The 25,811-nt window shown below is 39.1% G+C and carries 23 protein-coding genes and 1 tRNA gene; 13 read left to right on the top strand and 11 right to left on the bottom strand.

Annotated features, from left to right (window positions below; genetic code table 11):
• Nucleotides 1-2 precede the first annotated feature (2 nt).
• Both AC13FX_RS12920 and AC13FX_RS12915 read right to left on the bottom strand, forming a co-directional pair.
• Nucleotides 3-1,163 (bottom strand): alkaline phosphatase, encoded by a 1,161-nt coding sequence (locus tag AC13FX_RS12920; RefSeq protein ID WP_482881182.1) that lies wholly within the window; start codon nucleotides 1,161-1,163, stop codon nucleotides 3-5.
• A 63-nt stretch (nucleotides 1,164-1,226) separates the two neighbouring features.
• On the bottom strand, nucleotides 1,227-2,822 hold the full coding sequence (locus AC13FX_RS12915) for a DEAD/DEAH box helicase (RefSeq protein ID WP_482881181.1): 1,596 nt from the start codon (nucleotides 2,820-2,822) through the stop codon (nucleotides 1,227-1,229).
• Nucleotides 2,823-2,962: 140 nt separating this feature from the next.
• Between AC13FX_RS12915 and AC13FX_RS12910 the strand changes: the two genes are divergently transcribed.
• Complete coding sequence (locus AC13FX_RS12910) at nucleotides 2,963-3,676, top strand: FKBP-type peptidyl-prolyl cis-trans isomerase (RefSeq protein WP_482881179.1); 714 nt, start codon at nucleotides 2,963-2,965, stop codon at nucleotides 3,674-3,676.
• Nucleotides 3,677-3,973: 297 nt separating this feature from the next.
• Here the strand turns inward: AC13FX_RS12910 and recD are convergent, their stop codons facing one another.
• From recD to AC13FX_RS12885, 5 genes are read right to left on the bottom strand one after another with little or no spacing between them, the layout of a single operon-like run.
• Nucleotides 3,974-5,785, bottom strand: coding sequence for an exodeoxyribonuclease V subunit alpha (gene recD, locus AC13FX_RS12905; RefSeq protein WP_482881177.1), 1,812 nt, complete (start codon nucleotides 5,783-5,785; stop codon nucleotides 3,974-3,976).
• Nucleotides 5,782-9,309: an exodeoxyribonuclease V subunit beta gene (gene recB / locus AC13FX_RS12900; RefSeq protein WP_482881176.1), complete on the bottom strand. Its 3,528-nt coding sequence runs from the start codon at nucleotides 9,307-9,309 to the stop codon at nucleotides 5,782-5,784. The genes recD and recB overlap by 4 nt, the downstream gene beginning before the upstream one ends.
• Nucleotides 9,302-12,400: an exodeoxyribonuclease V subunit gamma gene (locus AC13FX_RS12895; protein WP_482881174.1), complete on the bottom strand. Its 3,099-nt coding sequence runs from the start codon at nucleotides 12,398-12,400 to the stop codon at nucleotides 9,302-9,304. The genes recB and AC13FX_RS12895 overlap by 8 nt, the downstream gene beginning before the upstream one ends.
• A gap of 52 nt (nucleotides 12,401-12,452) precedes the next feature.
• A complete protein-coding gene (locus tag AC13FX_RS12890; protein ID WP_482881172.1) occupies nucleotides 12,453-12,731 on the bottom strand; it encodes a hypothetical protein in 279 nt (92 codons plus the stop codon).
• 4 nt (nucleotides 12,732-12,735) lie between these two features.
• Nucleotides 12,736-13,494, bottom strand: a complete 759-nt coding sequence (locus AC13FX_RS12885) for a ParA family protein (RefSeq protein WP_482881171.1) — start codon at nucleotides 13,492-13,494, stop codon at nucleotides 12,736-12,738.
• Between the two features lie 179 nt (nucleotides 13,495-13,673).
• On the opposite strand from AC13FX_RS12885, the gene AC13FX_RS12880 reads away from it, so the two are divergent.
• Genes AC13FX_RS12880 through galE form a run of 3 tightly spaced genes read left to right on the top strand, consistent with a single transcriptional unit; the run spans nucleotide 13,674 to nucleotide 15,421 of the window.
• On the top strand, nucleotides 13,674-14,048 hold the full coding sequence (locus tag AC13FX_RS12880; RefSeq protein WP_482881170.1) for an acyl-CoA thioesterase: 375 nt from the start codon (nucleotides 13,674-13,676) through the stop codon (nucleotides 14,046-14,048).
• Nucleotide 14,049: 1 nt separating this feature from the next.
• Nucleotides 14,050-14,400 carry a taurine dioxygenase gene (locus AC13FX_RS12875; RefSeq protein ID WP_482881169.1) on the top strand — a complete coding sequence of 117 codons (351 nt, stop codon included), beginning with the start codon at nucleotides 14,050-14,052 and terminating at the stop codon, nucleotides 14,398-14,400.
• Between the two features lie 10 nt (nucleotides 14,401-14,410).
• The gene (galE, locus tag AC13FX_RS12870) at nucleotides 14,411-15,421 is read left to right on the top strand and encodes a UDP-glucose 4-epimerase GalE (protein WP_482881167.1); all 1,011 of its coding nucleotides are present in this window, start codon (nucleotides 14,411-14,413) and stop codon (nucleotides 15,419-15,421) included.
• A 2-nt stretch (nucleotides 15,422-15,423) separates the two neighbouring features.
• Here galE and AC13FX_RS12865 read toward each other — a convergent pair whose 3' ends face one another.
• The 3 genes from AC13FX_RS12865 to AC13FX_RS12855 all read right to left on the bottom strand — a co-directional run bounded on the left by AC13FX_RS12865 (nucleotide 15,424) and on the right by AC13FX_RS12855 (nucleotide 18,320).
• The gene (locus AC13FX_RS12865) at nucleotides 15,424-16,032 is read right to left on the bottom strand and encodes a Tll0287-like domain-containing protein (protein WP_482881165.1); all 609 of its coding nucleotides are present in this window, start codon (nucleotides 16,030-16,032) and stop codon (nucleotides 15,424-15,426) included.
• A 130-nt stretch (nucleotides 16,033-16,162) separates the two neighbouring features.
• The gene (gene acs, locus AC13FX_RS12860; protein WP_482881164.1) at nucleotides 16,163-18,073 is read right to left on the bottom strand and encodes an acetate--CoA ligase; all 1,911 of its coding nucleotides are present in this window, start codon (nucleotides 18,071-18,073) and stop codon (nucleotides 16,163-16,165) included.
• Between the two features lie 165 nt (nucleotides 18,074-18,238).
• A tRNA-Leu gene (locus AC13FX_RS12855) sits at nucleotides 18,239-18,320 on the bottom strand.
• A 198-nt stretch (nucleotides 18,321-18,518) separates the two neighbouring features.
• On the opposite strand from AC13FX_RS12855, the gene AC13FX_RS12850 reads away from it, so the two are divergent.
• The 9 genes from AC13FX_RS12850 (at nucleotide 18,519) to AC13FX_RS12810 (ending at nucleotide 25,278) form a co-directional block, all read left to right on the top strand.
• Nucleotides 18,519-19,103, top strand: coding sequence for a hypothetical protein (locus tag AC13FX_RS12850; RefSeq protein ID WP_482881163.1), 585 nt, complete (start codon nucleotides 18,519-18,521; stop codon nucleotides 19,101-19,103).
• A 118-nt stretch (nucleotides 19,104-19,221) separates the two neighbouring features.
• Nucleotides 19,222-19,455 (top strand): cold-shock protein, encoded by a 234-nt coding sequence (locus tag AC13FX_RS12845; protein ID WP_482881161.1) that lies wholly within the window; start codon nucleotides 19,222-19,224, stop codon nucleotides 19,453-19,455.
• Nucleotides 19,456-19,460: 5 nt separating this feature from the next.
• Nucleotides 19,461-19,787 carry a hypothetical protein gene (locus AC13FX_RS12840; RefSeq protein WP_482881159.1) on the top strand — a complete coding sequence of 109 codons (327 nt, stop codon included), beginning with the start codon at nucleotides 19,461-19,463 and terminating at the stop codon, nucleotides 19,785-19,787.
• Nucleotides 19,788-19,795: 8 nt separating this feature from the next.
• Complete coding sequence (locus AC13FX_RS12835; RefSeq protein ID WP_482881158.1) at nucleotides 19,796-20,422, top strand: acyloxyacyl hydrolase; 627 nt, start codon at nucleotides 19,796-19,798, stop codon at nucleotides 20,420-20,422.
• A gap of 7 nt (nucleotides 20,423-20,429) precedes the next feature.
• The gene (locus tag AC13FX_RS12830; protein ID WP_482881156.1) at nucleotides 20,430-20,960 is read left to right on the top strand and encodes a peptidylprolyl isomerase; all 531 of its coding nucleotides are present in this window, start codon (nucleotides 20,430-20,432) and stop codon (nucleotides 20,958-20,960) included.
• 102 nt (nucleotides 20,961-21,062) lie between these two features.
• Complete coding sequence (locus AC13FX_RS12825) at nucleotides 21,063-22,541, top strand: hypothetical protein (protein WP_482881155.1); 1,479 nt, start codon at nucleotides 21,063-21,065, stop codon at nucleotides 22,539-22,541.
• A gap of 88 nt (nucleotides 22,542-22,629) precedes the next feature.
• A complete protein-coding gene (msrB, locus tag AC13FX_RS12820) occupies nucleotides 22,630-23,196 on the top strand; it encodes a peptide-methionine (R)-S-oxide reductase MsrB (protein ID WP_482881153.1) in 567 nt (188 codons plus the stop codon).
• 66 nt (nucleotides 23,197-23,262) lie between these two features.
• The gene (locus tag AC13FX_RS12815) at nucleotides 23,263-23,787 is read left to right on the top strand and encodes a PH domain-containing protein (RefSeq protein ID WP_482881152.1); all 525 of its coding nucleotides are present in this window, start codon (nucleotides 23,263-23,265) and stop codon (nucleotides 23,785-23,787) included.
• 12 nt (nucleotides 23,788-23,799) lie between these two features.
• A complete protein-coding gene (locus tag AC13FX_RS12810) occupies nucleotides 23,800-25,278 on the top strand; it encodes a phytoene desaturase family protein (RefSeq protein ID WP_482881151.1) in 1,479 nt (492 codons plus the stop codon).
• A 15-nt stretch (nucleotides 25,279-25,293) separates the two neighbouring features.
• Here AC13FX_RS12810 and AC13FX_RS12805 read toward each other — a convergent pair whose 3' ends face one another.
• A complete protein-coding gene (locus AC13FX_RS12805; protein ID WP_482881150.1) occupies nucleotides 25,294-25,809 on the bottom strand; it encodes a metallophosphoesterase family protein in 516 nt (171 codons plus the stop codon).
• Between the last annotated feature and the right edge of the window lie 2 nt (nucleotides 25,810-25,811).

Raw genomic sequence — 25,811 nt, 5'->3', positions numbered from 1 at the left:
TATCAATGTAATACCGGAAGCTCTCCTAATCCAAGGAGTTCAGCCAATTTGATGCCAACGTAAGTGTTATCTCTCCATCCCATAAACTCAGTTGCCCCTGGGCCATAAGCCATTAAAGGTACCGGGACTCCAGTATGGTAATCGGTAGTCCAGAAGATCTCAAGTGAATCCCCGTTCGCAACCTGTCTTTGCATCGTCATTCCACCTGTTTCATGATCGGCCGTTAAAACAACCAAAGTTTCCCCGTCATTCTGAGCGAACTCAAGAGCCTCTTTTACAGCTTCATCAAAATCCTTGATCTCACGTTTGAGGTATTCAACATTATTTCCGTGGCCGGCCCAATCAATTTGACTGCCTTCTACCATTAGAAAGAATCCATTATCGTTCTTATTTAAGATCTTTATTGCTTTATCAACCATCGTTGTTGAAGAGGGTTCGCCTTCATTTCTCTCTAAGCCATCCTCTGCAAATAAACCAAGTAATTTTTCAGAGGTTGTAATATTTAGTTGATCCTCATTTAACACAATTTCGTATCCTTCATTATTGAATTTACCGATCAGGTCCAGGGAATCAGACCTTTGGTCTGGTGCAAACCATTTAACTCCCCCACCAAGAAATATTTCTACTCCGGAATCCAGAAAATCTTCTGCAATTTTTTCCTGCATACTTCTTTGCACAACATGAGATGCAAAACTGGCCGGTGTGGCATGGGTTATGGAAGAAGTTGAAATTAAACCGGTGCTCAGTCCCTGCTCTTCAGCAAGTTCTAAAATCGTTTTACACGACATCTTTTTTGGGGTTACACCAATGGCCCCATTATAAGTTTTAAGTCCACAGGAATATGCAGTGGCTCCTGCAGCTGAATCAGTGATCAGGTTATCTGATGAGTGAGTTTTCACAAACCCGGTAACCGGCATGGTTTGCATATGCAACAGGCCATCAGGACCTGCAATAGCAATTTGCCCAGAAGAGATCTGAGCCAAGCCCGTTCCGTCACCGATCATGAGGATCACATTTTTGATCTTTCTGTCTTCTACCAATGGCAGAATATCTTTAGTGGCATTCTCCTTCGCCACCTCAAGTCTCTCAGTCTTATAATTTTTGGTTTCCTGAGTGGCAGTAAATGAGATCGTTATCAGTAGAAATGCTAAAAACTTTTTCATGTCTTTTATTTTTAACTTAAAACTTAAATAAGAGAATAATGTTAAGCTTATATAACCAGTCTGTTATGAGAATAGGGCCTTTATAAGTCCCCATAACCCCTTCGCCGGTTTAAGTGCCTTTTGATTCCTTTTGGTCGCTTTCTTTATTCTTTCAGCAGGTATAACGGGTGCATTACTCTTCGACTCTTTACCAGTATCAGATGACTTCCTTCGGGTTTTCGACTTCTCAGATTTCGATCTACCCTTTCCTGAATTTTTCTTACTCGTCGTATCTGATTTACTGGATGATCCATCCTGACTGCCTTTCAGCACTACCTCAACACTGTCAAGATTTTCTACTTTTTTGTTTGCCTCAGCAATTTCTTTTTTCGAAAGCTTTTTTATTGGCTCCTTATCATTTTTTGAAGGATTCTTTGCCTTTGATTCTTTCGATGAAGATTGATCCTTCTTGGCCTGATCCGGCGTCTTATCACCATGCTTATTTGATTTCTTACCGGACGATTTATCGTTAGTCTTTGGCTCATCAGGCTTTGAAGGACTTTTACTTCTCTTTTTGTCCATTTCAAGAATTTCGAGCTGATCACCAACTTTATCTTGTATAGCAGAAAAGGCCCTTCTGTCTTTTTTATTGACAAATGTGACAGCTATCCCTGATTTATCATATCGGCCAGTTCGTCCAATTCTATGAACATAATCTTCGACCTGCCGTGGCACATCGTAATTGATGATCATCGAGATATTGTCAATATCAATTCCTCTAGCCAAGACATCCGTAGCCACTATTACTGGAACCTTTCCACTTTTAAAATCATGGAGTGATTTATTTCGTTCGTCCTGATCCCTATCGCCATGAATACTTCCAGCTTTGATACCTTTTTTAATCAATAGCCGTTCCAACTCATCCGTTCCTCTTTTGGTTGCACAAAAAATTATGCAGGATTCCCAGGCGGTTTCATCCAACACATCCTGAACCAATTTTAGCTTATCTTTTTGGTCAACGAAATAAGCTTTTTGAGTGATACTTCCTGAAGGTTTTTCAATGGCGATCTCGATCTTTTCAGGATCTTTCATGAAATCATTAGCCAGTTTCTTGATCTGATCTGGCATGGTAGCAGAAAACAGTAATGTCTGCCGTTCCTGTGGAAGTTTTTTTATGATCTTCGTCACATCAGGAAGAAAACCCATATCAAGCATACGATCAGCTTCATCAAGTATCAAAAACTTAACATGACTGAAATCAATATCCAGTACTTTCGTCTGATCTATCAAACGTCCGGGGGTGGCTACAATAATATCTATTCCGGATCTGATCGCCTTGGCTTGCTTAGAAAAGTCTTCTCCCCCAATGATTGTGGCAGATGTTATTCCGGTATGATATCCAAGAGCAAATATCTGTTCGTCTATTTGTTGAGCAAGTTCCCGTGTTGGGGACAGGATCAAAGCTTGTGTATGTTCTGAAGGATTTTCAAGTATCTGATGCAAAATTGGTATCACAAACGCACCGGTTTTACCCGTTCCTGTTTGTGCGGCTCCGATCAGATCTTTCTTATCTAAAATGATGGGTATTGATTGCTCCTGAATTGGAGTTGGCTCAGTATATCCAATGTCTCTCAAGCCGGCCTTCAGTTCGTCTTTTAGGTCAAAGTCGTTAAATGTCAATGTATTCGTCTATAATGAAAATTTTTTATCGATCCTTTAATATACACAGATTAAATGATTATTTATTCCACTTTGCCATGATTTCCCCTATTTTGTAGACCTTCGATAATCATTTAAAAAAAATAACCCTAAGAATAGACATGGATTTTAAAAATATAAGTTTAGTTGCGTTACTATGTTCTGCAATTGCGATCACAGGATGCAATCAGGATATGGGAAATGCCGGAAAAGCAGACCTATCTACAGAAATTGACAGTGTAAGTTATGCCCTTGGATTTCAGAATGGTACTTTTTTAGCCAGAGAAGGTATCACAGATATCGACATGAGTAATTATGCAGCCGGTTTGACCAACGGCTTAGGCTCTGAAGAAGGAGCTTTGACCCAGGAAGAAGTATATGCTGTGGTAAACCGCTATATACAACGTCTGAACGAAGAAAGAAGCACACAAAATCGTGAAGAAGGAGCCTCATTCTTAGAAGAAAACAAGGGAAAAGACAGTGTAATGGTGACAGAATCCGGACTTCAGTATAAAATTCTTGAAGAAGGTGACGGTGAATCTCCTTCGGCTGAAAATATTGTTCGTGTTAATTACGAAGGTCGCCTCATCAATGGTGAAGTATTTGACAGTTCCTACGATAGAGGACAACCAGCTGAGTTTCCGTTGAATCAGGTTATTCCGGGATGGACTGAAGGTGTTCAGTTAATGAATGAGGGAGCAACTTATGAGTTTTATATTCCATCGGAATTAGCGTATGGTGCCCGCCCCCCTCAAGGCAGTCCAATTGGACCGAACGAAACGCTTATCTTTAAAGTAGAACTACTGGAAGTAAAAGAGGCCCCTGCTTCTAACTGATACTTAGTGAAGATCTATTATTATAAAAGCCTGTTTCTTTTAAGTAAAACAGGCTTTTTTTTTATTTAAAGCCAGATCAAGACATATAAAACAATAAGAATTCTTTAATCCCGATTAAAAATATCTAAGCGGGATTTAACCTGGAGTTGTACATATTTAGGAAAGCAATGAGGGGAAACAGCTATCAACTGTTTCCCCCTGATACGTTGGCTTTTTGGGGTATAAAATCGAGCTACAATGTGTAATGCATTGTAGCTTTTGTTTTTAAAAAAGTTCCGACTTTGTTAAATAGATGTCTTAAGGGCTCCAAATTTTACCTTTTACCCCACTCTGTCTGTTTACCGAACGCTCAACTGTTTTACGTATTATATCTTTACTTCCAAATACAAGAGTGTTTTTTCGGGCTCTTGTTACAGCTGTATACAGAATTTCCTTAGAAAGTACATTAGAGTATACCTCAGGCAGTATTATGGCAACATCTTCAAATTCTGAGCCCTGACTTTTATGGATAGTAATTGCGAACGCACTTTCATAGTCAGATAACCTCGATGGAGATATCAAGACATTATGCTCACCCTCAAACTGAATCTTGCCTTCTTTACTGTTGTAAATACCCATTTCTCCGTTCCTTATTCGAAGTGCGACATCATTTTTTGTCGCCATTACCAACCTTCCATCATACCACTCATTTGAACTAATTAAACTATTTTTTCTTTTAATTCCTATTTCTACCGCATTATTTACTGATTCGACGCCAAGCTTTGTTTTTCGGATCGCACAGAGGATCTTATTTTTGTGAGAGGCCTCTATTCTTCTGCCATCCTGAAATCCCTCGTAATGCTTGTGATGACTTATCCCATATCTATGCAGAATTTTATCGAATGATGCGTCATTCGGTTCAAACCATTGAAGATCAGGATAGGATTTGCTTTCAAGAAGTTCTATAACCTCTTTTCCATTTTGGCTGTTTATAGCACTGGCCAGTTTTTGGATACCACTATTCTCTTTAAAACGATAACTTTTCGTCAAAAAGACAACGCAATCGTTAATGAATGGGGACTTAGCAGGGGCTTGTGGAAGCGATACTCCGGTCAGCTGTTGCATAGTTTCCACTATCGTTTTAGAAAAGGAATTTACTCCTCCACATAGATCCCCTAAAATTGAACCGGCTTCAACCGAAGCAAGCTGATCCTTATCACCCAGGACCACTAATTTTGTGTCTGGCCCAATAGCTCGAATCAGTCTCACCCACATATTGATATCAAGCATGGAGGCTTCATCCACAATGATCAGGTCATAAGGCAAATGATTGTTCTGATCGAACTTAAATGTGTTACCGCGATAACTTGCCCCCAATAGCTTATGAACCGTTTGGGCTTCTGTGGAATCCTCTAAAAGGTGTTTGAATTTATCCGGGAGACTTGCCTTGCCTTCCTTAATGGAATCAACTAGTCTTCGTGCAGCTTTCCCAGTAGGAGCCGCTAATGCCACTTTAAGATCTTTGTTTTCATTTTTAGCAGCAACGGTGTGGGCGGCAATAATATTTAATACGGTATACGTTTTTCCCGTACCAGGGCCACCGGATATTACAACCAGATCTTTAATAAAACTTAGACAAAGTGCAATTTCCTGCCAATTAACATCAAAAAGGTCTTTCCGTGCTTTTATAAAATAGCGAATCGCTTCATTTTGGATTTCTGTTACAAGATGAGTTTTTGATGCTCTTTTAAGGATCCACTGAGTAAATTCTTCTTCAAATTTCCAGTATTTGTGTAGGTATAAACGTCCTTCTTCCAATACCAATGGTTTTAACTTTCCATTCTGACTAACCAGATCAGAATTCATCAAGGCTGCTTCCCATCTCTCTAAGATCTTTTTATCAAGACCATATTCTGTTTTCCTTTCACCAAACAGAAAATCATCTTTACACTGTCTGAGGTCAAAACAAATATGACCTTGTTTTTGGGCATTTAAGCAAGATGCAGCAGCTAAAAGCACATCATCATCTGTCTCAGGGGCTACCTGCCTTATAAACCGTACGAATTCAACCTCAAGGTCATCAACAATTCCTTGTTTTTTCCACCGAACTAAATTTTCATGAACGTTCATGGATTGCCCCCCTTCACCACTTCATTCAACTTCTGAATTAGCTTAGCATCCGGTTTATCAAAAAACACGCCAGAACCAGGTTGTTCCGGGTTTATACCTCTCAGAAACAGGTACAGAACTCCACCAAAATGATCTTCGTAGTTGTAATCATTTAATCGCGATGCCAGGTATCTGTCAAGGGCAAGGGTGTATAAGTGATATTGAAGGTCGTAACCAGCATCTTTAACTGCAGTCTTTAAAGCTGGAGTTGTATAATCTTCAATTTTATTACCAAGATGATTCGATTTATAATCCAGTATATAATACTTACCCTTCCAGGAAAAGATCAGATCGATATATCCTTTTAAAAATCCACGAAAGGATTCATGTACTGTTTCCTCATTGTGACGTAATCGGATCAGCCTCCATATTTCACGAACTTGCAGGTCATTCACCGGGAAAAAGAACTCCATTTCCTTGATCACTTGATCCTCATTCAGGTCAATGAGAGATATATCAGGTGTGCTTAGGTTCTGATTTAACGTTTCCTCAACCCAAATCCTCACTTCCCCTTCCCAATCTTCAGAAAAACCAAATCGATCTAAATTATGTCGAATTATTTCAGACCTTTCTTGCACTTTTTGAAAGGACATGTCCTCAAATATTTGGTGAAGAAATGACCCTGCATTTGCACCTTTAGGAAAGGAAAACCGGTTTAATGATTTAACAGCATCCTCAGATCCATTGTGGGTTCCAAAAAATGCCCTATCGTGATCTTTACCGGAGAAATCATCTCCGTGACCACTTACTAATGCCGTATAACTCAGCATCCTCGGATAATCAAACAGATCCTTTCGCTTTAAGGATTCAGCCCTGAGGATCATTTTGTTTAGTTCATCCTCAGCCTTTTTCTTTTTTATCTCAATGACTGGTTGCCTAATATCAATTTGATCCTTTGCTTCTAACTGCGTTTTTATTGTGTCAAAATCTACTGAGGGGGAAACCTCCTTACCGTTCATTATGTACGAAATCGGTGAATTCTCAATTTTATTATATTCCGGCAGAAATACATAACAGGCAGAAATGGATCGGGTCAATGAAACATAGGCGAGGCGCACATCTTCTGCCATATTCTGTTCCCGGGCTAACTGAACAAATTCGTCTTTGTTTCTGTGGTCCATACTGCCACTAAGATCAATAAATGTTTCCCCATCTTTTTTAAAGCTAATAGTGGATTCATTCGCTTTAATAACCTTAGAACTCCAAAGAAAAGGACAAAAAACAATGGGATACTGCAATCCCTTGGCAGAATGCATAGTAGTTATTTGCACCAGATCCTCATCACTTTCAAGGCGCATTTGCTCTTCATCTTTGGCTTTACCTGAATTATTCTCTTCATTTAATTTAGAATAATACCATCTCAATAATGCCTTGGGGCTAAATCGATTGATCCTGCTTTCCTGAGACAACAGTTCTGTTAGATGCAGCAGATTTGAGATCTTTCGTTCAGCATTCTTTAGGGTAGACAGATTTTCTAATACTTTGAATGTCTCAAAAAATAAATTCAAGCTACTTTCAATGCCATTTCTGTTCCACTCATCCCTAACATCCGTAAGCCGGGAAATTAGCCCCGCCCATATATTTTCGTCCTCATCCAGACTCAACAGGTCCAATGCATCATATCCAATCAATGGGCTAACCAATGCCGCCTTTATTCCTGACTCATGGCTCAAGTTTAGAATAGCATTTAATACGCGGAACAGATCTTTCGATTCTTCAGTAGAAAATACACTGCTGTTCGATCGCAGTACACTTTTTATACCGGCTTCCCGTAAAACTTCTTGTATTTTTTCGCCGTCTGCTCCTTTCCAAACCAAAATTGCAATGTCTTTTTCTTTAACCTTGATCAGTTCTTTGGAATCCCCAATTTTTAGCCTGTAATCACCGGAAAGAAGGTCCAGAATTTCTCTCGTCAACGCTGAATAGATGTCATCTTTTAATTGGGTTTTATTTGAATAACTTTCTTCATCTATTTCAATGAACTGCAATGGGTTAATTTTATGACCTAATTTATTATAAAGATAATTTTCATCAGCTTTGCTTTTTGGAAATGTAGCCTTTTGAAAATGAATATCTTTTTCAATAAATGAATTTTGTGAACCCGAAAACAGCTGATTAACGCCCTCAATCATTTTACTATTTGAACGAAAGTTGGATGTCAATCCATAAGCCTGATCATTTGTGACATCAGATTTTGCCTCGAGGTAGGTATAAACATCTGCTCCCCGGAAACTGTAGATGGCCTGCTTGGGGTCACCGATCATGAACAATCCCGTAGATGGCCTGTTTTGGTAAATGGATTTTAAAATGTTGTACTGAATTTTATCGGTATCCTGAAATTCATCAACCAGGGCGAATGGGTACTTATCAGCCAGACGAAGTCTCAGTGAAGCAGAAGATTCAGAGCATAACCCCTCTTCAACCTTTGTCAGCATGTCATCATAACTCAATACCTGTCGGTTGCTTTTCAGATTATTGAACCGATCTTGAATAGCCATTACTGACTCATTGATAAACGCTATTTTTAACGAGGATAGGTTTTCTGCCAACTCAAGGAACCTTTCTATAGACCTACATACATCGGGGACTTCATAATCCGGAGCTGATTTATTGAATGATTCAAAGAGATAGAGGCTGAATTTTGACAATTCTGCCGGGTACTCAAAGGTAAATTCTTCACATTCGATCCATTCGGTTAGGTCATTCCAATATTCGTTCAGTTTATTTTTGTTATACCTATTGCCATTTAAATGCCCACTAAACAAAATTTCTTTGAGTGATTCTTTATCTACTTTCCACTGATCCCTGGTTCTGAAATACACCTCCATCATTTCATCAAGTATGGGCTTAAGTGAATGTAATCTGATATCAGGAACAACCCTGGCTTTGGTTTTGCCCATGACCTTCCCTACAACATCTTTCAGTTCATCCGGTCCAAATCCTCTATCGATCAAATAATTCAATGTAAACCATTGCAGGGTATCCACTTCTGCATTTTGGTTAAATTCAATCCAATATTCATCAACACATTCCTGTAATAACTCATCTGAATTGGTCAGTAATTCTACATTAGGAGGAACGTCGAACTGAACACTGTATTCAGTCAGTAGACGGTTACAAAAGCCATGGATGGTAAAAACTGCTGCTTCATCAAAGGTATCGAGTGATCTTTTCAGTTTTTCTTCGGCCATCTCATAATCTGCGGCAATCAGTGATTCAAAGAACTCATCATCCGGAGTTTTTTCTCCTTTTAACATAGCAAGAGATGCTTTTATACGATCTCGCAACCTTAATTTTAATTCTGCAGTTGCGGCTTCCGTAAATGTCATAACAAGAATTTGGGATGGTTCCAGATCCAGTTCTAATAGCGCCCTCACGTATAGTGAAGCAATATTATAGGTTTTTCCTGTTCCCGCACTGGCTTCAACCAAACTTATACCCCTAAGTGGGACATTAAAAACATCCAAAGTCTTCAAATCACTCATTGGAGTTCTCCAATGCCTTTAAATATGGCTCCCAAAATTGAACAGCATTATGTTTAAATGATCTCTTCATGACAGGATCAATTCCTCGCCAAACGACTCTATTGGATTCCTCACCCCCCTCTGCATATTTGTTGTACCTGCCAGGAGTGTAGGCCGTTTGAGCTTTATTCAAAGCTTTATTCTCGTCATCGGTTTTTCTTACCACTTCTGCGTATATCTTACTTGTTTTGGGGAAAAAATTAAGTTTGTCTAAAATCGGTTTATCATCCAGAAACCAATTTAAAAGCATTTTAAACACATGTTCTTCAATAAACTTAGTATCAATTCTGTTTAGTTCGATCGAATTATTTTTATCAAAGGATATGTAATAACTGTTATTGATCGGGTAACCACTAGACAGTAATGCGTTATGTAACACCCATTGTTCAATTTCATGTCTTTCCCTTCTTTGACCCACACGATGCAGAACAAGGGACTTCCCATACAATCCATTTATACTTCCATAAACCTGCACTCCCTCACAAGTAAATCGCAGCTCGTGAGTTTTCTCTTCCCGTTTTGTCAGTTCTGATACCTCATTCAGTAACTCTAAGGTTTTATCGTATTCATTTTGAAAAACCTGTTTGCCTTTTAGCATATCTGGGATATAGCCTGCAGTGCTAGTATACTCGAATATTTTACAATCTGGGATCTCTTTCTGGATCGATTCATAAAGTAAGGCATCAATCTTATATTTATCCAATCCCTTGAGATCGAACATCTCCCTGTCCTGGATCTCATTCTTATATAAATCAAAGTTAACCCCTAATTCACTTTTCATCATATATTTAGTGGGATTAGTAAAATAATTTATTAGGTCACCTATTGCCAGATCTGACACCTTAAAAACATCCGGTGATCTAATCTTGTCCAGTTTAAAATCAAAGGTGTTGTCAACAGGTGAACTGACCTGTTCGGCTACTAATTTTTGTTTTTCGTTATATGATCTATGAAGCTTTGGTTGCTGAATTTTATTTTCGTCGTTAAAATAACTCGTACTGAAGGAATGGAGTCGATGCCGGTATAGAGAGATGTGATCCTCAGGGAGAGATTCTTTCAATTGCTGAACAAGCATGGAGGGCAGGCGATCCATTTCACTTCTCAGGTCCTGCCCTTTATAACTAATATGCAGGTGATCTGAAGCAGAAGAAAGTATTTCATAATATAAATAGGTATCGTCATCGCTTTGAATTCTATCCCCGGTCTTAGGTTCCTTATAGATCAGATCAAATTCAGGTCTTACAGCCCTGCGGGGGAATACGCCTTCATTCAATCCTAGAATAGCGATTAACCTGAAAGGCACGGACCTGTACGGAATATATGTACTCACAGTGATTCCCTGTCCAAACCGGCTTGAAGAGGAATTAGAAGTATTAACCTGTTCTTTTAACCAATTCCTGAATAATGAAAACGGCACGGTCTCTTTACCCTCTGAATACGCAATATGCTCTTTGAGTCTGGCTAAGGTCTTGAAAATTGAAGGTTCTTTATTCTCATTTTCAGGATCAATAATAAGCTCCCTGCACATCTTCTCAACCAAAGCTAACCACTTTTCCGGGGTTTCATCGGTCTCAATTTCTTCGGTCACATTTTTTAAAGCATGAATGAATGACGAGAATTTGGCAGCCAGCGCCATTTCATCTCCGGTAGATAGTTCAACTACCGGAACAAGACCACTGAAGCTTTCAAGGTAATCGGGGGCCATCACCGCTCCTGCTATCAACTGATTTACCGCTTTTTGCCAACTGAAAGGTCCGTTAAATGTATCTCCCATTCCTCTGTATATTCGATTAGAGAGGATCCAATCTTCGATCAGGTCAATATCATCATCATTGAAATCAAAATGCGTCTTGACCGGTTCAAGGCTCATCACATCAACCACCGAACTTGGTTTGAAGGAAGAATTCAGAAGATCCAATAAACATATCAAGCTGTGCTCATTTAACTGTGATTGTTTTCGGTGTAACCTCGAAAGCGGTAAACTTTGATTTTCAGAAGTGTTTTTTTCACTGAAATGTGTTTCCAGTAGAGGAGCATACTCATCAGCATCAGGCACTAGTATCAATATGTCAAAAACTTCAGCATCCGGATGGTTATCCAAAAACCGTAGAACCTCATCTTTAAGGACCTCAATTTCTCTTCTATTACCATGACAAGAGTGAAGCTCTATGTTTGACAGGTTTTCGGATCGTGTTCCAATCTCAATTTCCTCAAACTTGTATCCGCTTTCCTTAATAAGCTTGTTAAGAAGCTGATCCTGAGCTTCATAAGGCTCCTTCCAGTTCTCAAGTAATAATTTGCATTCCTCATAAGGTTGATCGGTTTCAATATTCCTGTTGAAGAAGTGAATGTCTTTGTGACCTGAAATCCCAACAATTACGTCCATAAAAGGTTTGCTTAGGTGGGATAAACCGAAAACAAAGATCTGTTCAGGTAAACCGACAAGGATCTCTTGATCTCCATTTAACAACCATTCTTTAACTTCATTATGGGCCAAAGCCCGAGACGGAATATTATTCGTTTCTGGTTTACCGGCCCAAAATGTTTCAAGGGTCCTCCAGAGTTTTAACTGCCATCGTTCATCAGCATGATTGGTAGTTAATTCCCCCTGCTTCCATTTGTAGACCATTTCTGGCCTGTAAACCTGGTACTGGTCAAACACATCTGCAATTTGTCCTGCCAGTTGAAATTGTTTGGATTTTGAAACCTCAACTCCTTCTACATGCGGAATACCACGTAGTATTTCCGGTTCGTTTCCAAAAAGCTCAAATAAGGTCCATTGTAAAGCGTTTAGATCTGAGGGAAGAGCTTGTGGAATATCAGAGTGTTTGAGTCTGTAGATCATCCAGACAAACTCAGAAGGAAAGATGAACCTGATATTCCCTGCGATACCCTTTTGTTCAGCGATCTGAAGGGATAACCATTCTTTTATTTCGTTATTTTGTACAACAACCCAGGTTGGCATCATTGGATTGTTATTCTGAACAGCGGATAAATCCGCTAATTTCCCCGCAAGATCAGTAATTGAATGTGATTGATATTTATAAAACATAGTCCATTAAATATGGACTTATTAATTAAAAGAAAAGCGTAAAAATGTTGTTCTAAGATTCTGAAGTAATATCCCGGAGAGAATCTTTTAAAATATCATTAACTAATGCAGAGTATGAAGTTTCTTTTTGGTCGGCCAGGTCTCTGACTTTATCTACCACAAGCTCCTCCAGATAATAACTGGCCGTAACTTTATTTACTTTTTTTTCTTTTTGGGCAGACTCTTCCTGTTCTTCCTCTTGCTTATAGGAAGGAGCAATGAAATCGAATGAGGCATGTGCCCGTGTGCTGTAAGACAACGGGTTATGCCCTAAGCTTTTCTTCTTACTCATCGGTCTATTGTCCGTTTTTAACTTCTTTTGCCAGTGCAAAATAATCTTCGGCCCCTGCACTGTTACCGTCATATTCAAAAATGGTCTTGTGATGGCTTGGAGCCTCTGCCAGCGCCACGTTATCCCTGATAATAGTCTTAAAAACCTTAGGACCAAAATAGTCTTTGATATGGCCTACAACTTCCTTATTAAGATTTTTGCGGCTATCATATAACGTACAAATGATACCTCCAACTTCAAGCTGGTTATTTAATCTCTGCTGAACAATTTTGACCAGGTCCAATAGTTTTGATAACCCATGAAGTGCCAGGTATTCGGATTGCAGTACAATGAAAATATCTTCAACTGCAGTAAACGCATTTAAGGTTAAAAGACCTAGGTTTGGAGGGCAATCGATCAATACATAATCATAATCATAATTGCGCTCGATATCTTTTATTACATTCTTCAGCAACCCTTCCCTGGCGGGCTCACTTGCCAGTTCGAGCTCTGCACCGGACAATTCTAGGGATGAGGGAAGAAAGTCGAACCCATTGTGCTCCACAAGGATATCCTTAACACTTGCAACACCTTTCAAAGCATGGTATATAGTTTTATCCAACCGGTGAGAATGTGTTCTAAGTGAGTAAGTCAGGTTCGCTTGTGGATCAAGGTCTATAAGGAGGACCTTTTTTCCAAGCTTTGCTAAACCCGCTCCTAAATTTATCGTTGTTGTGGTTTTACCAACTCCACCCTTCTGATTTGTCAGTGCTATTGTCTTCATAATTTCTTTAGCCGTGATATTTCTTTTACATAGAGAGTAAAAATAGAACCAATTGTTACAATAATATAACTTCTATTGATAATCTAATAGAACATATTAATTCTAACATTCTTAAATCAAATTATTTGATTAAATCATTATCCCTTATCTTTAAGGTACTAATAATCAATTAAGATAATATGAGATTTTTCAGCAGGAAATTAATAAAACCGGAAGATCTGAATGCCCACGGCACTCTTTTTGGCGGTACCGTTATCTCCTGGATCGATGAGGAAGCAGCGATATATGTGCTTTGTCAATTGGGTAAGGGAAACATTGTGACAAAATATATGTCTGAGATCAATTTTGTAAACTCTGCAAAGTTGGGCGAGGTTATTGAGATCGGTATGGAAACTGTAAAATTCGGACGAACTTCAATAACGGTTAAATGCTTGGTACGCAATAAATTTACTAAAGAACATATCATTACTATTGATAAGATCGTTTTTGTTCATCTCAACGAATTCGGTAAGCCCACTCCTCACAATATCAAGGAACCAGTAAACGACGAATAAATTGACAGATAAAAATACATTGGTAGACTTCAGTAGTCTGTCAGAAATGCTATACGGCGAAGAGAAATATATTAGTGAATTTTCTGAGGCTGCTGTAGATTCGTTTACTGAATTCAGCAATAACTATAAGAAGTTCCTGTTGATCCGTGATGAAACCAGTTTCAGAAAAGCCGGCCATAAAATCAAACCAGTCGCTCAAATGCTGGGGTTAGATCAGATCGTTGAAGAATATGAGCATGCTAAGACCTTGTTGTGGGATGAAAAACCGGATACAGATCTCGAAAATTCCGCAAAAAAGGTCAACAGATTATGTGATAAGGTCATAGAAGAGCTTAAACTACAGATAAAATAAGCGAGATTATATGAAAGTTTTTGTAACGGGTGGAGCCGGGTATATAGGAAGTCATACCGTTTTGGAGCTGCTGGAATCGGGCCATGAGGTAATTGTGATAGATAATTTATCCAATAGCAGCTACGAAGCCATTAAACGTGTAGAGAGGATCACAGATAAGAAAGTGATCTTTTATGAGGAAGATATTCTGAATAAAGAAGCTGTCAGGGGTATCTTTGAAAGCCACGATATTGATTCTGTTATTCATTTTGCAGGCTACAAGGCTGTTGGAGAATCTGTTCAAAAGCCTTTAATGTATTATAATAATAACATCACGAGTACTCTCATATTATGTGACGTTATGAATGAATACGGGGTGAAGAACCTTGTTTTTTCCTCTTCAGCAACGGTATATGGTGATCCGGAATCCGTACCTATTACAGAAAACTCCTCTCTTTCTGCGACAAATCCATACGGCCGAACCAAGTTATTTAACGAGTACATACTCAAGGATCTTCATTTGGCAGACAGTTCTTGGAATATTTCAATACTTAGGTATTTCAACCCGGTTGGGGCTCACAAAAGCGGACTAATTGGTGAAGACCCGAATGATATTCCTAATAACCTCATGCCCTATATCTCACAAGTTGCTGTCGGAAAACTCGATAAGTTGTCAGTATTTGGCAGTGACTACCCTACTGCAGATGGAACCGGGGTAAGAGATTATATTCATGTAGTTGACCTTGCTGTTGGTCACCTTAAAGCTTTGGAAAAGCTTAAGACTAATCCAGGATTGATCATACATAATCTTGGTACCGGTAAAGGTTCGAGTGTGTTGGATATGGTTAAAGCGTTTGAAAAAGCATCAGGTAAAAAAATACCTTATGAGTTTACGAGCAGGCGTCCCGGCGATATTGCCGAGTGCTACGCTGATCCGACGAAAGCTGAAACTGAGCTCAACTGGAAAGCAAAGCGAAATATCACACAAATGTGTGAGGATACCTGGCGATGGCAATCACAAAACCCACAGGGCTATAAGTGATCTCATTCTCCATCCATTTCAACGACCCATATACCTCGTAACTCTCCCACATTGTACCCTGTAGCCTTATCATTCGGATAAAGCTCATTGATCTTGGCAAGAGTTTCTTGAGTGATCTGATCGTTTTCACTGCCATGACATTGCATACACATCTGATTAGTAATGATGGGATAATATCCCGTTACTTTACCATCCTTCACACTGATCTCAGGTCTGAGCTCTTCACCCACCGCTAATTTTTGTTTGGCTGCAGAGATGTATGTCAGCTGATCTTCATTGGCCGCATTGTCCTGATTCCTGGGTTGGTCAGTCACTCTTGTTATATGAGCTTTCAGAGCCGTTGCCATACTATCGGTTAATGGATGAGCCTGAATATTACAGAACACAAGAGCATTGATCGGTCCGTCTTCATTTATGGCTTTTACCAGGTTTGAACCGAGAACTTTTTGGGTTTCAATGGCTAGTTGCTGGCCTTTTTCCATGTATTCGTTTCGTTCAGTCTCTGTTATAGTCACTTCCTTACCTTTTCCTTCATTGTTGCCGCCACACCCAACAAAGATTAGAGATGAAAACAGAATTACTGATGTTAGTAAAATTAATAACGGTCTCATGTAAAGACTCCATACTTGTTTAACCCAATGAAACAGTATGAATGATCAAACACAACATGTCATAATAAGTAAGCCTTCGGAAGACGATTGCCGAAGGCTTATAAAAATGAGTTTATTTGGCTCAAATATATTATTGAATGCGCCCTTTGATGATCTTTTCGACAACTTCAGGATCCTGCAATGTAGACACATCCCCTAAGTTATCTGTTTCATTTGAAGCGATCTTTCTAAGGATCCGTCTCATGATCTTACCCGAACGGGTTTTGGGTAATCCCTCACAAAACTGAATTTTATTCAGCTTGGCGATCGGGCCTATATGTTCTGTCAGTATCTGATTGATCTCTTTTCGCAGATTATCCTGAACGCGTGATTCACCTGTTTCTTTGAGTGTAATAAACCCGTACAAGGCATTACCCTTGATCTCATGTGGAAATCCAACAATAGCCGATTCTGCGACTGCCGGGTGCTCATTGATAGAGTCTTCGATCGGTGCTGTTCCCAGGTTATGTCCTGATACGATCACTACATCATCCACCCTACCGGTAATTCTATAATATCCTGTGGCATCCCTCCTGGCACCATCACCGGTGAAATACATATTCTCGTATGCTGAAAAATAAGTATTCTTGAAACGCTCGTGATTCCCCCAGATCGTACGTGCCATTCCCGGCCATGGATATTTGATACATAATCTGCCTTCAACCTGATTCCCTTTTATCTCTTTGGCATTTTCATCCATAAGGGCGGGCTGCACCCCAGGAAGCGGCATAGTTGCAAAAGTTGGAATAGTTGGTGTTACATACGGAATTGGAGAGATCATAATACCCCCTGTTTCTGTTTGCCACCAGGTATCCACAACGGGACTGTTTTTATTCCCCACGTTGTCATTATACCAATGCCAAGCTTCTTCGTTAATCGGTTCACCCACAGTTCCTAACACTTTAAGGGATGACAGATCATGTTTTTCTAAATATGAAAGGTTTTCTTTTGCTAAGGCTCTTATGGCAGTCGGCGCAGTATAAAATTGATTCACTTTATGTTTTTCAACTATTTCCCAGAATCTGCTAAAATCAGGGTAGCTCGGAACGCCTTCAAACATTACGGTTGTAGCTCCATTTAATAAGGGACCATATACAATGTAACTATGTCCGGTGATCCACCCAATATCAGCTGTACACCAATAGATATCATCATTTTTGTATTGGAACACGTTTTTAAAGGTGTAAGCCGTATACACCATATAACCTGCTGAAGTGTGAACCATACCTTTTGGCTTACCCGTTGACCCGGAAGTATACAGAATAAATAATGGGTCCTCAGCTTCCACGATCTCAATGTCACATTTATCTGAGGCCTCATCTAAAAGTGGCTGTAACCATAAATCGCGACCATCCACCATTTGTACATCAGATTTAATGCGCTTAGCAACTAATACACTTTCCACATCCGGACATTGTTTCAACGCTTCATCAACAATTCCTTTCAGGTCAATGGTTTTTTGCCCCCTGTATGATCCATCGGAGGTGATCACAATTTTAGCATCGCAATCCTTTATCCTTGTTGAGAGTGCCTTAGAAGAAAAACCGGCAAAAACTACCGAATGAATGGCTCCAATTCGGGCGCAGGCAAGCATTGAAACTGCCAGCTCCGGGATCATTGGTAAATAAATACATACCCTGTCACCTTTACCAACCCCTTGTTCTTTCAGGACGTTGGCAAACCTATTGACTCTCTTGTGAAGTTCGGTATAGGAAATATGCTCTGGCTCTTCTTCGGGATCATTCGGCTCAAATAATATAGCTGTCTTATCACCTTTGGTAAGTAAGTGTCTGTCAATACAATTTTCAGTGATGTTGAGTTTTGCCCCGTCAAACCATTTGATCTCCGGTTTCTTGAAATCCCATTCCAAAACGTTATCCCAACTCTTCCTCCAGGTAAAATGTTCCTCAGCGATCTCAGACCAAAATACCTCAGGCTCTCTGACTGAATGCCGATAAACTTTAAAATATTCCTCTAAACTTTTGATATGGTAATTACTCATAACACCTACTTGATTAGGATCTAATTAATGTTTTCACTTAAAATAATAATAAATGAAACTGATGCTATAAATAACTGACTGTTTAAGAAGATATTCAGCAACTATTGCCAAGTTCGATAGCGTATAAAATAAAAAAAGCCTTACAGATTTCTGCAAGGCTTTATGTACCAAAGGTGGGACTCGAACCCACACTCCCGGAGGAACGCGATTTTGAGTCGCGCGCGTCTACCAATTCCGCCACTTTGGCTTTTTTGAAGACTACAAAGATAAGGTTTCCTATCAGTAAATAACAAAGCGTATTTACACAAATAATTCTTACAAAATTAATGGCTTGATCATTAGAAATCCGGAACATTCCTGACTGTAAATATTATAAGATCATAATAAATCTGTAACGATAATGATTAAGCGCCCTCTTGTAAGAAAATAAATCAAGGTGAAGGTTATGGTAAAGTATTTAGTTTTCTGTGTATTTGTAGCAGCCAGCTACATAGTTTATTCAACATTTCCAGTGGATCGTGGTCCGGGAGTTATGGTTAAAAGTGCTCCAGAAATAGAAAGGTTAACATGGCAAGAGCCGTTTACTTTTAAAGGAGCTACAATAACGCCCAAAAAAGTCATAGAGGGTGAAGTTTTGATCATAAAACGAAAACGCTATTTCTTTGACAATATCACAAAATATGCGCCTACTGATGCAATGGTTGGTTGGAATCAGCTCTCCGATGAACGTAATCTGGATTATATCTTCTACTCACTGAAAGACCGATCTTTTAAATTGGACCTTACCCGTCCTCCACTGCCTCTAAACACTATTTATGGCGAAAGCGATCTATGGCATCTTATGCCCTCAACTTCTGATATCAGTGAAAAGTTAAAGACTCTTCGCGAAGGACACATAATACATGTTAAAGGTCTAATTGTTGAGGTAGAAACTGAAGGCGATAAAATACTCACTTCAGAAACAGAACTGACTTCAACCAAGAATTCAGATGGTATGGCGATCTGGATCGAAGAACTCAGAATTCGATAGTATAAACTAATTACAGGTTGCTGTTGATTGTATTGTTTCCAAAAATTATTTTAGTTGCTGTTATGGGTAACTTTAGTTAGTTATTCGTTTAGTCAACTTTAATAAATTTTTTGGGTTTATGTCAGACAAGCAAAAGGGTACAGTGAAATGGTTTCATAATACCAAAGGTTATGGTTTTATTAGTACTGATACAGGCGAAGATGCCTTTGTTCATTACTCAGAAATTCAGGCCGATGGGTTTAAAAAGTTAAGACGCGGAGAAGAAGTTGAATTTCTTCTTGACGAAGGTGATAAAGGCCTTCATGCTAAAGAAGTGGTCTCACTTAATCCAATACAAGATCAGGCAGAATAATATTGATGAAATGGCTTAAAGACGCCTATCTCGACATAGTTGTACTTCTTATTATTGCATCATACGCAGTCTATCCCAATGATGTACTGAGCATCATTCTTTGGGTTTACACAGCATTGCTGTTAATTAGTAAGTTATTGACCTTTGTAATGCCAACACTTAATAGTAAGGCGAATAAAACGTCTGCTCCTTCCCTATTCTATCATATCATTTACGGGTTGACAGTAGGTATACTTTTCTATGCAGAAAATTTCTATTTAGGTGGAGCATGGATCGTGATCTGGGTTGTTTCGGTTATAAGTTTTCAAAAAACCAGCAAATCTAAATCCTGAAGTATCTCTTGAAAATTTTCGGCATTGATAAAACTCTTTACCATTTTATACTTACTGGCCTACTGCTACTATTTATAAATACAAAGATCTCGGGACAGGATAGACCCAATATTGGAACATATGAGACTCGCTATACAATCTGGGGTGGTTATTCTGCACAATCAATACAGTTTTTAGGTAAAACCGATAATTCACAAACTCAAATACTCCGGATTGGTTTTCAAAGACATCTTAAGGATCTGAAAAAAGGTTTATCCTTGTGGTACACTGCCAGTGTCATTCCCTATATCAGTTTTGATTATCCTAAAAGAGATGCCAATGATATGCGTACTACTAACAGTGGTTTTGGGATCTCTCCTGCTGGATTTATGGTAAAAAATCATAAATCAAGATGGTTCACACCTTTTGCACAAACCACAGGTGGGATCATCTTTATGGATGATTTCTTCCCTACTGACGAAGCCAGAAGGCTTAACTTCACTTTTGATATCATTTTTGGAAATATCATTCAAATCAATTCATTCTCTGATTTATCATTTGGGTATAAGTTTCATCACATTTCAAATGCCCAGACCGGAAATCAAAATCCCGGCCTTGATTCAAACTTTTTATTCTTAAAACTATCTGTACACTAATATAATTATGGACTTAACCTGCACTTTCAATACCTCAAAAGGAAAGATCAACATAAAATTATTTCCTGAAAAAGCTCCAAAAACGGTTGCAAACTTCGTAAATCTAGCTACACAAGGGTTCTATGATGGCCTGTTTTTTCATCGTGTTATTAATGATTTCATGATTCAAGGTGGCTGCCCGAATGGAGACGGTCGTGGTGGCCCGGGCTATCGTTTTGATGATGAGTTTCATGAAGAGCTGATCCACGATTCTCCGGGCAAATTATCGATGGCTAATGCAGGACCAAATACGAATGGGAGTCAGTTTTTTATCACACATACAGCGACCCCCTGGTTAGATGGAAAGCACGCTGTATTTGGCGAAGTCATATCTGATAATGACATGGAAGTAGTCAATCAGATAGTTCAGGGTGATAAGATAGAAACGGTCGAAATTGAAGGTGAAGTTGGAGATTTGTTATTAAGTATAAGTGAAGTAGAAAATTGGAATGAAGTACTTGATGAGGAATTCCCAGATCTGAAAGATTCCATAGTTTGAATTTTTTACATTTTCAATGATCTCGGTTATTTAACTATAACCTTTTTTTCTTCTATTCGTATGGGTTTCTGAATTCATAATAATTAAGAATAAATTCAGGCCATGGCTAAATACCTACTAACTGTACTACTCGTAGCAGCAGGATTAAATCTTTATCCTGCTTTTCTAAAAGCCCAGGATCAAAATCACGAAGATCTGGAATATAGAAAATGGAGAATCACACTTTTCCCTCCCCTAAGCACAAATGGTGTTGAAGCACCCAGGTATACCGCCAGATACTCGATCAATATTCTTGGGGGGTATCACGGTGGCTTGGATGGCGGAGAGATTGGTGGATTGATAAACTACAATAAACACTATAGTTCAGGTTTTCAATTGGCGGGTGTAGCCAATATTACTAACGGAGATCTTAAGGGTATAAATCTGGCCGGAATTGGGAACTTCTCCGGTAAAGACATGACAGGTATACAGCTTTCGGGTGTCACTAATGTTTCGATGGGGGAACTTGAAGGTATACAATTTGCCGGTTTCGGAAACCTGTCTGCTGAGAATTCAAGTGGAATTCAGATCGCTGGTTTAGCCAATATTGCTAAAGGGGATATTGAAGGAATACAGGGAGCTGGACTATTTAATGCTGCCTATGGAGATATATCCGGACTTCAGGTATCAGGTATCACTAACGTAGCAAGAGATGATATTGAAGGTCTGCAAGTAACCGGTTTATTAAATTTTGCAGGGTCTCAGGCTTCAGGTTTGCAGGTCTCGGGTGGAGGTAATGCAGCTATTGGTGATATTGAAGGGTTAATGGTTTCAGGTGGTTTCAACCTCGCAAAGGGATCAGCCAGTGGATTATTGGTAACCGGTGGTTTAAACTATGCAAGACACCTTGAAGGGGCATCAGTATCAGGTATTGCAAATATTGCCAAAGAAATGACCGGACTTCAATTCGCGGGTCTATTAAATGCTTCGCAAAAAGCAACAGGACTACAAATAGGCTTGATCAACTTTGCAAAAGAATTTGATGGAGTACCTATTGGTTTCATTAGTTACTATGGTAACGGACGTAAAAACATTGATGTAAGATTTTCTGATGGCGGTTTTACAGACCTTGGGATAACCCTTGGTACGCACCGGGTTTATAACTCAGCTATATTTGGATACAACCCCCTCTTAGACAGAGACGTTTACCGAGTTGGGATAGCTGTAGGTTTAGAAAAGAATATCTCTGATTCTTTTAGAAAATGGGAAAATGAGACAATGTATGTAAATCAGGAATTTTCTGTACTTCATCATTTTGAGGATGAATGGAGGGAAGATCTCAACCTCATCTATTCATATAAATTTTTATTAGGAAAACGACTTTCCAATGGCCTCTCTATCTATGGTGGACCATCATTTAATGCCCAGGTAACAAGGGTTAGTGACGCTAATGATTACACCTGGTACAGCCTATGGTCACCTGAAACAAAGGGAAGACAATATCGTTTCTGGGTTGGTTTTACAGCAGGCATACGATTGTTCAAGCAACAGGCTCCAAAAAGATTAAAGGATGAATTCAACAACTGGGATATAGAATGGTAGTTGTATAAATAAATATCTTAAGGTGCAAACTAAATGTCATTTCCAGGTGTTGTTTAGTTAATACATCCAAATTTATCGAGAATTTACTATGAAGTTAACTGTTGCAGCTATTGTTACCTTATCTTTTATAATCTTCAGTCTATACCTGTTAAATAATGGGGATTCACCGGAAGTCAATAAACAACTTGAAACTGCCTCTTTGCATATTGCACACACCGATACTTTACCTGAGGATAGATATCCTGTTCAAAAAACTGAGGCTGAATGGAAAGAAATTCTTACAGAAAAAGAATATAGGATCCTAAGGGATCGCGGAACGGAACTACCTTTTGTAAATGAATACAATAGTAATAAAAGAGATGGTATTTACGTGTGTGGGGCATGTGGACAAAAACTTTACAGTTCTGAACATAAGTATGAAAGTGGTTCCGGGTGGCCCAGTTTTTGGCGCCCTCTTGCAGATTCATTGGTTGGTGAACGAGAGGATAACAGTTGGTTTATGACCCGTACCGAGATCGTTTGTTCAAATTGTGGTAGTCATCTTGGGCACGTTTTTGATGATGGACCTGAACCCACCGGACTAAGATATTGTATGAATTCACTTGCAATGAATTTCATCCCTGAAGATCAAACTGAACAATCAGCGAATAATTGAGTTGCTAGTCTTAGAGGGATGTGAGATTATTAGGTATGAATACCAACTAGACTTAGATCCGGAAATATGACCTCAAAAGCAAAGGTACTCCATAAAGCTGAATTCAATCCACGAATCAAATCATATATTTTATGGTATGGCTCGCTGATATTGGTACTTTCCGTTGTATTAATCCCTCTCCTTCCCTTTTGGCTTATTCTAGGTAATATTTATTTGAACAGATACTTCGAGAGATTAGAGTGTGAGTTAACAACACGCTCTTTACGTTTTAAAAAAGGATATATCTTTCAAACCGAACGAACTATCCCTTTAGATAAGATCCAGGATCTTACTTTCAAGGAAGGCCCCCTTTTAAAATTTTTTGGGCTTAGTATTCTTAAAATTGAAACTGCGGGAAATACAGGCCAAAACTCAGCCGACCTTTCATTGATCGGAATTGTTAATGCGGTTGCCTTCAGGAATCTGGTCTTTGAGCAACGGGATAAGGTCACAGAAATGTCTACTGCAACGGAAGAAACTGAAAGCACAACGGAACTCTTGAAAGATATCCGGGATACACTTAGGTCAATAGATCATAAAATTCAATCATAAACTATATTAACAATGAAAGTTGCAGTAGTTGGTGCAGGTTTAGGTGGACTTTCAATTTCCTGTTTACTTGCAGCTAAAGGTCACCATGTTACCGTTTACGAAAAGAATGAAACTGCAGGCGGTAAAATGAACGAGATCCGGTCAGATGGGTTCAGATTCGATACGGGCCCTAGTTTACTGACCATGCCTTTTCTACTTGAAAAACTGTTTCTGGAGTGTGGAGAAAACCTTAATGACTATTTGGATCTTATTCCCCTGGATCCTGTTTGTAAGTATTTTTATCAGGATGGAACTGTTTTCAATAATTATGAAAGCAGACAAGAATCCATTCAGGAGATCAGATCAATTTCTCAGGAAGATGCACAGTCCTACTCAAATTTTTTGGATCATGCAGCTAAGTTATATGATAAGACAGCAGATGCTTTCATCTTCAATCCACTTTACAACTTTGGAGACCTGAAACAACTCGATATACTTAGCTTTTTTGGTATTGATGCTTTCAGCACGGTTTCAGATAAAGTGGACAGAGAATTCGAAACTAAATACCTAAGAAAGTTCTTTAAACGTTTTACAACCTACAACGGATCATCTCCCTTTCAGGCTCCTGCCACACTTAACGTGATACCTCATGTTGAACTGAATCAGGGCGGATATTATGTGAAAGGTGGCATGTATAAAGTAGCAGAATGCCTTTTTGATATAGCCCTGAAAAACGGTGTTGAGTTTCATTTCAACAGTATGGTCAAGTCATTGATTGTTGAAAATGGAAAAGCTGCGGGACTCGAATTCTCTCACAACAAAACATTACGTGCGGACCTAATTGTAGCAAACAGTGATGCCACTGAAACCATAGCCAATCTCATTCCCGATGGGTGCATTCGAGCTTCAAAAAAGAACAAAGCAAGATCCATAGAACCTTCTTGTTCCGGTTATGTACTATTACTTGGCTTAGATAAACAATACAAAGGGCTAGCTCATCATAATATATTCTTCTCAGAAGATTATGAGCTTGAGTTTAAGCAAATATTCCAACAGAAAGTGATGCCCGAGGATCCGACAATCTATATTGCCAATACTTCCAAATCTGATCCCGAACATGCCCCAGATGATGGCAGCAACTTATTTATATTAGTGAATGCCCCCTACCTAAGTGAAGAATATAATTGGAATGATAATAAGTATTTATATGGAGATAAGATCATAGGTGAACTGGAAAAACGCGGGCTGAATTCTCTTTCTGATCATGTAATATATCGTTCACAGATCACGCCATTCGACTTCTATGAAAAATATTTGTCCAACAAAGGCAGTATTTACGGAACTTCTTCTAATAATTTGTTTTCAGCGTTTGTCAGGCCTAGAAATAAATCCCGGGATATTGAAAGGTTATATATGGTAGGTGGCTCAACGCACCCCGGTGGTGGTATCCCTTTAGTAGTTCAATCCGCTTTTAATGCTATGAAGCTGATCAATCGATACGAACAGATCTAGTTCCATAATCAAAGATCATTCGGCAGCTTCCTCTTCTTCAATATCAAGGTTAATGACCTCAACATTATGGATCTTTCCACTGTCAATTTGAAACCTTATGATGGTACGGTGCGATTGAAACCCCTGTTTACCTGCTGCACCGGGGTTCATATAGAGCATATTATCAAGTTCCTGATCCCTGGAAATTCTTAAAATGTGGGAATGTCCGCAGATAAATAATTCAGGTGGGTCATCCTCCAATTCTTGCCGTATAGGAAGGCAGTAACGTCCCGGAACACCCCCAATGTGAGTGATCCAAACCCGTAAACCCTCCCTTTCAAATCTTTGATGAAGTGGAAACTCATTCCTAATATCTTCTCCATCAATATTTCCATAAACACCAATAACAGGAGCAACCTTTTTTAGTTGTTCAGCTATCTGAATATTACCGAAATCACCAGCATGCCAGATCTCATCACACCCATCAAAAAATTCTAAGATCTGGGGATCCAGATAATTATGGGTATCAGATATAAGCCCTATTTTGATCATAC

The sequence above is a fragment of the Gracilimonas sp. B-17 genome, from assembly GCF_056857935.1.
This window is presented reverse-complemented; position numbering and strand designations above follow the sequence as displayed.